Genomic DNA, 11,928 nt, shown 5'->3' with positions numbered 1-11,928 from the left:
AATGTGTTCGGTTGGGATCGGAAATCAACCTTAATGTTGGCACATAGAAGCATACTAACGGGCATTTTGATAAATTTGAAGGCGTTTAGAGGCCGTAAAGAGGTCATTTGAGGCGGTTTTGGCTGCTACTAAAAATGTAACAGTACTCATATTTGACCTTTTTTGGCCACGGGGTTCGGAAAGGGGCTGTCAATCGGGCCCCAAGAGAGCTAATTCGAGTGCCGTGGACGAAAAAACGGGTGCGCAGTTCATCCTGCGCACCCGTTCTCGGGCGTTATTCGTTCCCTGCGGCAGAATTTACGCCGCCTCGTCGAACTGCGAGTTGTACAGGTCGGCGTAGAAGCCGCCCTGGGCGAGCAGCTCGTCGTGCGTGCCCTTCTCGACGATGTCGCCGTCGCGGATTACTAGGATCACGTCGGCGTTGCGGATCGTGGACAGGCGGTGCGCGATGACAAAGCTCGTGCGGCCCTGCATCAGCGCATCCATGGCGCGCTGGATGAGCTCCTCGGTACGGGTATCGACGTTGGAGGTCGCCTCGTCCAGAATCAGCGCCGGGCGGTCGGCCAAAATGGCACGGGCGATGGTCACGAGCTGGCGCTGACCCTGCGACAGGTTAGTGCCCTCCTCATTGATCATAAAGTCGTAGCCGCCGGCGAGCGTATGGATAAAGTGGTCGCAGCGCGCGGCGCGTGCAGCGGCCTCGACCTCGGCGTCAGTCGCATCGGGGCGTCCGTAGCGGATGTTCTCGCGGATCGTGCCGTTGAACAGCCAGGTATCCTGCAGCACCATGGCAAACTCGCCGCGCAGTGCCGCGCGGTCCCAATCGCGCACGTCAATGCCCTCGACACGTAGCGAACCGCCATCCACATCGTAAAAGCGCTGCAGCAGCTTGATGAGCGTGGTCTTGCCAGCGCCGGTGGGGCCGACGATGGCGATGGTCTGGCCGGGCTGCGCCTCGCAGCTAAAGTCGTGGATGATGGTCTTGTCGGGCGTGTAGCCAAACTTGACATGGTCGAACTCCACATGGCCGGGGCGCTTCTCGGGAATCTGCGCGTCGGCCTTCTGCTCCTCCTCGGGCGCGGCCAGGAACTCAAATACGCGCTCGGTGGCAGCGGCCATCGACTGCATCGTGTTGCTCACGTTGCCCAGCTGCTGCACGGGTTGCGTAAAGTTGCGAACGTACTGGATAAAACTCTGGATGTCGCCGGGCGTGGCATTGCCGGTCAGCGCGAGCTGCGCGCCCACCACGACGACGCCCACGTAGCCCATGTTGCCCACCAAGCTCATAAGCGGCATCATCAGGCCCGACAGGAACTGCGAGCGCCAGCCGCTCACAAACAGGCGGTCGTTTTGACGGTCGAACTCCTCAATCGAGGCCTCAGCGCGGTCGAACACCTGGATGACGTTCTGGCCGGCAAAGTCTTCCTCGATAATGCCGTTGACGGTGCCCAGAACCTGCTGCTGCTCTCGGAAGTACGGCTGCGAGAAGTGAATCATCACAGCCAGGATAATCGCTGCTGCCGGCAGCGTGAGCACGGTGACGCCGGTAAGCGGCAGGCTGATCGAAAGCATCATGACGAGCACGCCGATAATCTGCGTCACCGATGTGATGAGTTGCGTCACGCTCTGGTTGAGCGACTGGCCGAGCGTATCGACGTCGTTGGTGATGCGGCTGAGCACGTCTCCCTTGCTGTGGCCGTTGAAGTAACTCATCGGAACGACGGCGATCTTGGCGGCGATCTCCTTGCGCATACGGTAGCAAATCTTTTGCGTGACGCCGGTCATGAGCCAGCCTTGGATCAGGCTGCAGATAGAGCTTGCCAGATACAGGCAGAGCAAAAAGCCGAGCGTCTTGGCGATCCAGGCAAAGTCGACATCGCCGGTGCCGTTGACCTTGGCGACCAGGCCTTCGAACAGTTTGGTGGTGACCTGGCCGAGCACCTTGGGTCCCACAATGTTAAAGATGACCGAGCACACGGCAAAGGCGACGGCGGCAAGCACGGCAACCTTGTGTTGACCGATATAGCCGAGCAACTGTCGCATGGTGCCCTTAAAGTCCTTGGCCTTTTCGCCGCGGCCCATGCCACCCATGCGACCCATGGGGCCACGCTGACGGGTGGGCTTGGGAATCTGAGTCTTGGTCTCGTCTGCCATTAGCGCTCGCCTCCTTCCATAACAGCTGCAATTTCTTCTTGGGCAAGCCCCAGCTCCTCGGCGGAAAGCTGCGACTGCGCGATTTCCAGGTACGCCGGGCAGCTGTGCAGCAGTTCCTCGTGCGTGCCGGTGCCCACTACGTGGCCGTCGTCGAGCACGATGATCTGGTCGGCGTGCATGATGGTCGCGATGCGCTGGGCCACGACCACGAGCGCGGCATCGGTAACATTTTTGGCGAGCTCTTCGCGCAGGCGAGCGTCGGTTTTGTAGTCGAGGGCGCTAAACGAGTCATCGAACACCACGACCTCGGGCTTTTTGGCCAGGGCGCGGGCGATGGCCAAGCGCTGGCGCTGACCGCCCGAGACATTGGAGCCTCCCTGGCTGATGGGGGAATCGTAGCCGCCCTCGCGCTCGGCGATAAAGTCCTCGGCCTGGGCGATGCGTGCTGCCCGGTGCATGTCCTCGTCGCTCACCATGTCTCCGGCAAACTTGAGGTTGCTCTCGACAGTGCCCGAGAACAGACGCCCCTGCTGCGGGATGTAACCAATGCGGCGGCGCAGTTCGGAAAGGGTCATGTCGCGCACGTCGATGCCGTCGAGCGAAATGCTGCCGCCCGTGACGTCGTATAGGCGCGGAATCAGCTGCACGAGCGTGGACTTGCCCGAGCCCGTGGAGCCAATGATGCCGAGCATCTGACCGGCATGCGTGGTGAAGTTCACGCCGCTAATGACGTCGGCGCGGGCATCGGGATACTGGAAGCTCACGTCGCGGAAGGTGAGCTCACCGCGCGGCGCGCTGGCCGCGGGCAGTTTGGGCGAGACGGGGTCGTTGATACTCGTGGGGCAGGTGATGACCTCTTCCACGCGCTCGGCTGCGACTTCGGCACGGGGCAGGATGACCGAAACCATGGTGAGAATCATAAACGCCATGACGATCTGCATGGTGTAGGAGATAAACGCCATCATGTTGCCGACCTGCATCACGCCGTCGGACACGCCCTGCGCGCCAAACCAGACGATGAGCACGGTGATGCAGTTCATGACGAGCATCATGAGCGGCATCATAAAGCTCATGGCGCGGTTGGTGTAGAGCTGCGTGGTCATCAGGTTGAGCGAAGCCTTGTCAAAACGCTCGAGCTCATGCTCCTCGCGGTTGAACGAGCGGATGGGCATAAGGCCGTCGAGCAGCTCGCGCGCGGTAAGGTTCACGCGGTCCACAAAGCTCTGCATCTTTTTGAACTTGGGCATGGTGAGGCCCATAAGCACGCCGACGACGGCCGAGACCGCGATGATGGCCACGGCGATGGTCCACTCCAGACCGGTGTGATTGGCCAGGACGCGCATGACGGCGACGATGCCCATGACGGGCGCCAGTAGGCACATGCGGATAAACAGGGTTGCGGCCATCTGAATCTGCTGAATGTCGTTGGTGCAGCGGGTGATGAGCGAGGCCTGGCTAAACTTGCCGACCTCGGCCGGCGAGAAGCGCATAACCTTGTTGAAGGTCTCGCGGCGCAGATCGCGGGCGATGGAGCAGGCGGTGCGCGAAGCCACGGCACCGGTCAGGATGGTGGCAACGAGCGACACGAGGCACAGGCCGAACATCGTTGCCGCCATACGGCCCAGGTAGGCATTCTGCACGTCGGCGGGGTCGATACCCTGCGCCTTGTACTCTTCTTGCACGTAGGTCACGGCGCGCTGGGTGACGATGGACCCCGACATGGAGCCCATTTTGTCCGCCATTTCGTTGGCGCCCTCGACGAGCTTGCTTTGGTCTACCAGACCGCCCTCGATACCTAGGCGCAGGCTCTTCATGGTGATCTTACCGCCGTCGGCATCAATCTGCTTTTGCATATTCTGCGCCGCTGCGGCCTTCTGCTGCATTTCGGCGAACTGTTCGGGCGTCATCGCTGCCATCTGCTCGGGGGTGGGCATGGACGGGGCGGCGTTGTTGCCCTCCTCGCTGGACGTGCCCATCATATCGCCCATGGAGCTGGCATCGATCCCCTGGTTAAGCGAAAGGACGACGGTCTCGGGCAGGCTCATAATGTCGGCAATCTTGCCGCCGTCGGCGCGCTCCTCCTCGGTGCCCTTGTACGTCCGAATGTCGTTATGGTCCTCCTTGCTAAACACGGCCTCCACAGCCTTGGCGTCCTTGGCGCTCATAAAGAGTTCGAGGTCGTCGAGCGATTCGGCGCGAATGGTGTCGGGCACGGGCGAGGCGATGCCGCCTTGCTGCACGCCCACGTCGACGATGTCGCTCATATAGGTAGGCAGCGCCAGATCGGCGTTGCAGCTGATTACGATAAGTACGATAGCTGCGAACAGTGCTGGGACATGCTTTTTAAAGAGCTTGAGAATCCTCACTCGGCATCTCTCCTTTCTTGATTGCGGTCGATAATTTCGTTGAGACGCCTTAGAAGGCGCACCATCTCTTGGGTATCTGTTTCGCCGAGCTGCTCGAGGAAGGCCGCGGTGCGGTCCTCGAATTCCCGACGCTTGATTTCGAGATCATGGAATCCCTTGTCGGTCACCGTGACGTGTACGCGACGACGGTCGGTCTTTGAGTGCTCACGCTCAACCCAGCCCTTGGTTTCGAGAGCGCGTAGGATATTGGCGATGCGGGCGTTTGAGACCCAAGCGCGATCAGCGAGTTCGCTCGGCGTGAGCGAACCGCCAGCGAGTATGAGGGCGCGCATGACAGCCATCTCGCCGCCGAGAGCTTTGTCCGCAAAGCGCGAAATGCGCTGATGCATGCTGCCAAACTCAGTTAAGAGCTGACGCCCAAGCTCATAGAAATCGGTATCTTCCACCGAAAACCCCTAACACTAGAAACTATTTTCAGTGAAAGATGATACCCATGTATGCACACCTCATACAGTAGATTTTTGGGACATGCCTAGAAATCTACCTTCGTGGGCATTTCATGCCACCGCCTCTGTCGCGGCGAAAAAGTAGATTTCTAGGTATGTCCCAAAAATCTATCGGTGGGTACTTTACCCTGGTAAAGCTGGCATAACAGCTAGAGTGCAGGACGTATAAAGGCAAAGGGAAATATCACGCAATTCGGCGAACGGTAGCTGCTGGCGGATGCGTTTCCTGCGGGTTTGTTAAAAACTCCCTAATGGTATAAAAAAAGAAACATATAACAGCCCTGATGAAGGGGGTGGCTATGCTATCCTTCTCACACGGGTGAAATCTTGGGTTTTGGGTTGCAGTTCCAAGGTGGACAAGCGTTTTTCCCTGCACCAACGTGTGGTGAAGAATGAAAGAAGCCGGTAGTGATAGTGCAAGCCGATAATTCAAGAATTCAATAAGCAGCGGTGTGAAAGAGCGCCGCATTACACGTAACTAGGAGCGTGGTTACACAATGCAGGAGGCATGGGAAGGCTTCAAGGAAGGCATCTGGACTGGAGAGGTTGACGTCCGAGACTTCATCCAGAAGAACTACACCCCCTACGAGGGTGACGATTCGTTCCTCGCCGGTCCGACCGAGCGTACCAAGGAACTGTGGGGCGAGGTTCTCGACCTGCTGCTCAAGGAGCGCGAGCAGGGTGGCGTCCTCGATATGGACACCAAGACCGTCACGGGCATCGTGAGCCATCCAGCTGGCTACATCGATAACGCCCATCGTGATATGGAGACCATTGTCGGCCTCCAGACTGACAAGCCGCTCAAGCGCGCGCTGCACGTCAACGGCGGTATCCGCATCGCTTGCCAGGCTGCCAGCCAGCACGGCTACAAGGTCGACGAGAACGTTGTCGAGCGCTACACCTTCGAGCGCAAGACCCACAACGCCGGCGTCTTCGATGTCTACACCCCCGAGATGCGCGCTTGCCGCTCGGCCCACATCATTACCGGTCTGCCCGATGGCTATGGCCGCGGCCGCATCATCGGCGACTACCGTCGTGTCGCCCTGTACGGCGTCGACTACCTGATCAAGGACAAGGAGGCCCAGAAGGCTTCCACCCCGACGGTCATGACCGCCGACAACATCCGTGATCGCGAGGAGCTGCAGGAGCAGATCCGCGCCCTCGGCGAGCTCAAGATGATGGCCGAGACCTATGGTTTCGATATTTCCAACCCTGCTACCAACACGCAGGAGGCCATCCAGTGGATGTACTTCGCCTATCTCGCTTCCGTCAAGGAGCAGAACGGCGCCGCTATGTCCATCGGCCGTACCTCTACGTTCATCGACATCTACGCTGAGCGCGACCTTGCCAACGGTACCTTCACCGAGGAGCAGATCCAGGAGTTCGTGGATCACTTCATTATGAAGCTCCGCATGGTCAAGTTTGCCCGTACCCCCGAGTACCAGGCCCTGTTTACCGGCGATCCGCAGTGGGTCACCGAGTCCATCGGCGGTATGGGTGTTGACGGCCGTACGCTCGTTACCAAGATGAGCTACCGCTACCTGCACACGCTCGAGAACATGGGCACCAGCCCCGAGCCCAACTTGACCGTTCTGTGGTCGACCCGTCTGCCCGAGAACTTCAAGAAGTTCTGCGCCAAGACCTCTGTCGCCAGCTCCTCGATCCAGTACGAGAACGACGACCTCATGCGCGTTTACCACGGCGACGACTACGGTATCGCCTGCTGCGTGTCCTCCATGCGCATTGGCAAGGAGATGCAGTTCTTCGGCGCCCGCGCCAACCTGGCCAAGTGCCTGCTGTATGCACTCAACGGCGGTGTTGACGAGGTCTCCAAGAAGCAGGTCGGCCCCAAGTATCGCGCCGTCGAGGGCGATACGCTCGATTACGACGACGTTGTGGCCAAGTACAACGACATGATGAAGTGGCTCGCTGGCGTGTACGTCAACTCGCTGAACATCATTCACTACATGCACGACAAGTACTGCTACGAGCGCATCCAGATGGCTCTGCACGACAAGCACGTGCATCGCTGGTTCGCTACAGGCATCGCTGGCCTTTCCGTCGTGGCTGACTCCCTGTCCGCCATCAAGTACGCCAAGGTCCACCCCGTCCGTGACGAGAACGGCATTATCGTCGACTTCGAGACCGAGGGCGAGTTCCCTAAGTACGGTAACGACGACGACCGCGTCGACCAGATCGCTCACGACGTTGTGCACCAGTTCATGGAGTACATCCGCATGAACGACACCTACCGCGACTCCGTGCCCACGACCTCGGTTCTGACCATTACCTCCAACGTCGTGTACGGCAAGAAGACCGGCTCCACGCCCGATGGCCGCAAGGCTGGCCAGCCGTTCGCCCCGGGTGCTAACCCCATGCACAAGCGCGATAGCCACGGCGCCATCGCTTCGCTGTCTTCGGTTTCCAAGCTCCCGTTCCGCGATGCTCAGGACGGCATCTCCAACACCTTCTCCATCATCCCGGGTGCGCTCGGCAAGGAGGATCAGGTGTTCTTTGGCGATATCGACCTTGATCAGCTGGGCGAGTAACTATTGTTAGTGCTATACTAACAATAATGATTACTGATTAGTGCGCCGGTTTTGGCCGGCGCCTATCAAACGAAGGAGACATATTATGAAGGTTTCTGAAGTTTCCGAGACTCAGGCCGATAACCTGGTCCACATGCTCGACGCTTACGCCGAGAAGGGTGGCCACCACCTGAACATCAACGTCTTCAACCGTGAGACGCTGCTCGACGCTCAGGCTCACCCCGAGAAGTACCCGCAGCTGACCATCCGCGTTTCCGGCTATGCCGTGAACTTCCACACGCTCACCAAGGAGCAGCAGGACGAGGTCATTTCGCGTACCTTCCACAACAAGTTCTAAAGGGGTTTAACTCCCACCGGAGACCCGGTAAGGCCCACGCACTTTGCCTCTCAAACGTCCTCGCCGCTATGCGGCTGCGGAATGTTTGCGAGGCAAAGTGCTCCCGGCCTTACCGGGTCTCCTTCGTTGTCGCCCTTTAGGGAACCACGCCTTATTCAATTGGTGTCCTCGGACATGCAAGAAGCCCTCGCTGTACACTTCGTGCGGCGAGGGCTTCTTGCGTCCTGCGGAATATTTTGGGAGGTAGCCCAAACAGCCCCGGCGGGGTCCTGTGTAGTCACCCTTTAGGCGGAACTCTCCTGATGGGCTGGACGCACGGGATACTTTCTTGGCAACTACCGTTTATCTCGTATAGCGACCGTTTGCGGAGTAAGTAACACGTTGTTGTTAACCGTGTAGAATCCTAAGCACGGAGTTTTCCAGGGAGACGCTGTCCTTTGTTGTACACAAGGGGCGGCGTCTCTTTGGCGCTTGAGGGCAGTTCTGCAGCAGGATGGCGGACGTGCGCAACATATTAAAATGCCAATGTCGAGATGGGTCGTGATAAGAATGGGCAAGTACGTAATCGTGGTAGAGTCTGGGTCGGATGTGACACCGGAGCTCTGCGAGCGCTACGGCATCGTGCGCGTGCCCATGCATGTCACGATTAGTGATGAGACCGTCGAGGATGGTTCGATCGATCCGCTCGAGATTTATTCGCGCTGCAACGAGTTTGGCGTGATGCCCAAGACCAGCGGCTGTGCGCCGGCAGATTTTTCTCGCGTATATGACCGCATTCATGCTGAGCAGCCCGCCGCGACCATTTTGCATCTTGCATATTCCGAGGCCACGACCTGTTCTCATCAGTCCTCGAAGATCGCCGCCAAGGGTCGCGATTACGTCTGCTCCATGGACACGCGCTTTGTCTCGGTAGGCCAGTCACTCGTTGTCGTCGAGACCGCCAAATATATCGAGGCTCACCCCGATGCCACCGTTGACGAAATTTTCGACTTCACCAATTCGGTGATGAACCGCGTGCTGCTGGGCTTTGTTCCTACCGACCTTGCCTTCCTTAAGGCAGGCGGTCGCTTGTCCAACGTCGCGTTCCTAGGTGCCCATCTGCTCAAGCTTAAGCCCTGCATTGAGGTGATGGGCGGCAAGTTCGTGGCAACCAAGAAGTTCCGCGGCTCTATGCTCAAATGCGCTCGTGCCTTTATTGACCACATGGTTGCGAAGGGCGAGATTGACTACTCGCACATTGGCCTGGCGTATTCGGTGGGCCTTTCCGAGGAGCTGCGCGACGACATGGAAGTCTATGCGCACGATCTGGGCTTTAAGGACGTTACCTGGACTCAGGTCGGCGGCGTCATATCGAGCCATTGCGGCCCGACCGCCTTCGGTGCGGTGCTTACGCTTAAAGCGTAAGGCCTGGCCTCTATCGATTTCTATTGCCTCGGCGGCGGGCGGGTAGCGACAACCTTCCCGCCGCTCTTGCGTGGGGCCAAATAGAACAACCCAATTGACCGCTAAACCGTTTCGCCATCATGCGTATGGGCTAGAATGAGTCTGGCATTTATGTAGCTAAAACCAATGAGAGGCAAGGTAGCGGGAATGGCTGAGATGACGCTCGAGGGTGTGGACGCTCGTCCCGAGGACTCTGCGTTTGCCCTGGGCCGCGTACATTCGATTGAAACGATGGGTACGGTCGACGGTCCCGGCATCCGCTTCGTAGTGTTTGTCCAAGGATGCCCCATGCGCTGTGCGTATTGCCACAACCCCGATACCTGGTCGGTTAGCGGCGGCACCATGGTGACCGTCGAGCACCTGATGGACGAGTTCCAGAGCAATCATGAGTTTTACCGCAGCGGTGGTATTACGGTGTCCGGCGGCGAGCCGCTCCTGCAGCCCGCGTTTTTAGCCGACCTGTTTCGCGCCATGCACAATAACCCCGATGGTCGCGTGCATACTTGCTTGGATAGCTGCGGCTATGCGTTCGATCCTGCGCATCCCGAGAAGTTCGATGCCGTACTCAACGAGACTGATATGGTGCTGCTCGACATTAAACATGCCGATCCCGTCGAGCATAAAAAGCTGACCGGTTGCGATCCCGCACGCATTCTGGCGTTTGGTGATGAGCTTGCGCGTCGCAAGATTAAGGTCGTTATCCGCCACGTGGTGGTGCCGGGCATTACCGACACGGTGGAGGAATGCGAGGCGCTCGGTCGTCTGATTGCCCCGTGGCATAACGTGGTCGGCCTGGAGATGCTGCCATATCACACCATGGGTATCGTCAAATATGAGCAGCTGGGGATCCCCTATAAGCTTGAGGGCGTGCCCCAGATGGATGCCGCGCGCATGCCCGAGCTGCGCAACGCCGTCATGACGGGCATGAAAAAGCGGCGCGCGGAGCTCAAAAACGCCATCGGCTAGCGTGCCATATTAGCCCCTTTATGATTCCTGAGCCGTACTGGCCTAACGGCTTGGTGCTGACACGGTTGAGCCAAAATGCTGGTACCATACCGTGGATAAGCAGTTTTCACAGGTTTGGGGGATGGTATGCCTTCCATCGCGATTATCGGTGCGCTCGAAAAAGAGGTTGCGCAGATTAAAGAAGAACTGAACGGCGCTCGTGTGTCGCAAGAGGCGGGCTTGACCGTTGTAAGCGGCGAGCTTGACGGTTTGTCTGTGGTCGCCACGACCGCTGGCATGGGTACCGTGAACGCTGCCGCCGCAACGCAGCATCTCATCAGCAAATATGCTCCGCAGGCCGTTGTGTTTTCGGGCATTGCGGGTGGTCTGAACCCCAGGCTCCATATTAATGACGTGGTTATAGGCAAGTGCCTGCGCTATCTCGATACCGACACGGCGCTCATCGCCGAGTCGGCGCCGGGACTTGAAGAATTTGTCTCGGCTCCGGCTCTGGTTGATATTGCAACTGCTGTGCTTGTCGAGCACGGGTTTGTGGACGCATCGTTGGATGTGGCGGCTGCGGAGAAGGACCCCAAGCAGTTCCTGGTTGGCACTATCGCTACAGGCGACCGCTTTGTAACGGGCGACGCCATGCGCACCGCCGCCATCGAGGCGACGCATGCCGATTGCGTTGAGATGGAAGGTGCTGCGATTGCCCATATTGCAGCCAAGAACGGTGTCGATTATCTGGTGCTGCGTGCTATCAGCGATAATTGTGACGAGGCATATGACGCGTTTTGCGAGCGAGAGTTCGATTTGGACGAGTACGCCCGCACCGCGAGCGGCATGACGCTCGATATCGTCCGCCGCATCGCCGCTGTGTAAGCGTGCATCTCTATTGTAAGAACCTACGACCAAGGAGTATCCATGGCCGATTCCATTAACTACCAGCTTGCCAAGTTTGTTGCCAGCTACGGCAAGGTTTCGCAGATTCCCGAGTCCACCTGTCCCGAGGTGAGCTTTGCGGGCCGCTCCAATGTGGGCAAGTCGTCCATCATGAACAAGCTCTTTGGCCGCAAGAACCTGGTTAAGGTTTCGAGCACGCCGGGCAAGACGAGCAACATCAACTTCTTCGAGGCTGACGACGTACACTTTGTGGACCTGCCGGGCTACGGTTTCGCCCGCCGTTCCAAGGCCGAGCGCGATCGTTGGGCCGAGCTCATCGGCGACTTCTTCGATTCAGAGCGCAGCTTTAACCTGGTCGTGTCACTGGTGGATATTCGTCACGACCCCAGCAAGCTCGACCATGACATGATCGACTACCTGCAGGGCAACGAGTTCAACTTTATCGTCTGCCTCACCAAGGCCGACAAACTCAGCCGCACCCAGCAGGCCCGCCAGGCAGCAGCCATCAAAAAGCAGCTCAACGTTCCGGCCGAAAACGTGATCGTCACAAGCTCCCAGACCGGTACCGGCATCGACGAACTCAAGCGCCGCATCGCCGAGGCCTGTCTCTAATCGAGCTACAACCCCTCAAAAGCGCTCATCTATATCACCTCAGTGATAGTTTTTTAGGAGACCTAGGTATTCAATATGCGCTTATGAGTGAGCGCGCGTTCTCGGCGATC

9 protein-coding genes are annotated in these 11,928 nt (G+C 58.4%); 6 read left to right on the top strand and 3 right to left on the bottom strand.

All coding sequences use genetic code 11. The features are described from left to right. Positions 1 to 297: 297 nt before the first annotated feature. Genes SFLMC1_RS08735 through SFLMC1_RS08725 form a run of 3 tightly spaced genes read right to left on the bottom strand, consistent with a single transcriptional unit; the run spans position 298 to position 4,966 of the window. Complete coding sequence (locus SFLMC1_RS08735; protein WP_152073319.1) at positions 298 to 2,154, bottom strand: ABC transporter ATP-binding protein; 1,857 nt, start codon at positions 2,152 to 2,154, stop codon at positions 298 to 300. After that, a complete protein-coding gene (locus SFLMC1_RS08730) occupies positions 2,154 to 4,520 on the bottom strand; it encodes an ABC transporter ATP-binding protein (protein ID WP_152073320.1) in 2,367 nt (788 codons plus the stop codon). The genes SFLMC1_RS08735 and SFLMC1_RS08730 overlap by 1 nt, the downstream gene beginning before the upstream one ends. Continuing rightward, positions 4,517 to 4,966, bottom strand: a complete 450-nt coding sequence (locus SFLMC1_RS08725) for a MarR family winged helix-turn-helix transcriptional regulator (RefSeq protein WP_152073321.1) — start codon at positions 4,964 to 4,966, stop codon at positions 4,517 to 4,519. The genes SFLMC1_RS08730 and SFLMC1_RS08725 overlap by 4 nt, the downstream gene beginning before the upstream one ends. Before the next feature lie 557 nt (positions 4,967 to 5,523). On the opposite strand from SFLMC1_RS08725, the gene pflB reads away from it, so the two are divergent. The 6 genes from pflB to yihA all read left to right on the top strand — a co-directional run bounded on the left by pflB (position 5,524) and on the right by yihA (position 11,818). Next, the gene (gene pflB / locus SFLMC1_RS08720; protein WP_152073322.1) at positions 5,524 to 7,575 is read left to right on the top strand and encodes a formate C-acetyltransferase; all 2,052 of its coding nucleotides are present in this window, start codon (positions 5,524 to 5,526) and stop codon (positions 7,573 to 7,575) included. 85 nt (positions 7,576 to 7,660) lie between these two features. Next, positions 7,661 to 7,912, top strand: a complete 252-nt coding sequence (gene grcA3 / locus SFLMC1_RS08715; protein WP_055252439.1) for an autonomous glycyl radical cofactor GrcA3 — start codon at positions 7,661 to 7,663, stop codon at positions 7,910 to 7,912. 549 nt (positions 7,913 to 8,461) lie between these two features. Further along, positions 8,462 to 9,316, top strand: coding sequence for a DegV family protein (locus tag SFLMC1_RS08710; protein WP_226814192.1), 855 nt, complete (start codon positions 8,462 to 8,464; stop codon positions 9,314 to 9,316). A gap of 186 nt (positions 9,317 to 9,502) precedes the next feature. Then, entirely contained in the window at positions 9,503 to 10,321 is an 819-nt protein-coding gene (pflA, locus tag SFLMC1_RS08705) for a pyruvate formate-lyase-activating protein (protein ID WP_152073323.1), read from the top strand. A 126-nt stretch (positions 10,322 to 10,447) separates the two neighbouring features. Continuing rightward, positions 10,448 to 11,185, top strand: coding sequence for a 5'-methylthioadenosine/S-adenosylhomocysteine nucleosidase (mtnN, locus tag SFLMC1_RS08700; protein WP_152073324.1), 738 nt, complete (start codon positions 10,448 to 10,450; stop codon positions 11,183 to 11,185). 42 nt (positions 11,186 to 11,227) lie between these two features. Continuing rightward, positions 11,228 to 11,818: a ribosome biogenesis GTP-binding protein YihA/YsxC gene (yihA, locus tag SFLMC1_RS08695; RefSeq protein ID WP_152073325.1), complete on the top strand. Its 591-nt coding sequence runs from the start codon at positions 11,228 to 11,230 to the stop codon at positions 11,816 to 11,818. Positions 11,819 to 11,928 lie beyond the last annotated feature (110 nt).

Source organism: Collinsella aerofaciens (assembly GCF_901212495.1).
GTDB lineage: Bacteria > Actinomycetota > Coriobacteriia > Coriobacteriales > Coriobacteriaceae > Collinsella > Collinsella aerofaciens_H.
This window is presented reverse-complemented; position numbering and strand designations above follow the sequence as displayed.

Coding starts and splice junctions, on each gene's coding strand:
- pflA (WP_152073323.1), top strand. CDS start 9,503: ATGGCTGAGATGACGCTCGAGGGTGTGGACGCTCGTCCCGAGGACTCT.
- grcA3 (WP_055252439.1), top strand. CDS start 7,661: ATGAAGGTTTCTGAAGTTTCCGAGACTCAGGCCGATAACCTGGTCCAC.
- SFLMC1_RS08710 (WP_226814192.1), top strand. CDS start 8,462: ATGGGCAAGTACGTAATCGTGGTAGAGTCTGGGTCGGATGTGACACCG.
- SFLMC1_RS08735 (WP_152073319.1), bottom strand. CDS start 2,154: ATGGCAGACGAGACCAAGACTCAGATTCCCAAGCCCACCCGTCAGCGT.
- pflB (WP_152073322.1), top strand. CDS start 5,524: ATGCAGGAGGCATGGGAAGGCTTCAAGGAAGGCATCTGGACTGGAGAG.
- yihA (WP_152073325.1), top strand. CDS start 11,228: ATGGCCGATTCCATTAACTACCAGCTTGCCAAGTTTGTTGCCAGCTAC.
- mtnN (WP_152073324.1), top strand. CDS start 10,448: ATGCCTTCCATCGCGATTATCGGTGCGCTCGAAAAAGAGGTTGCGCAG.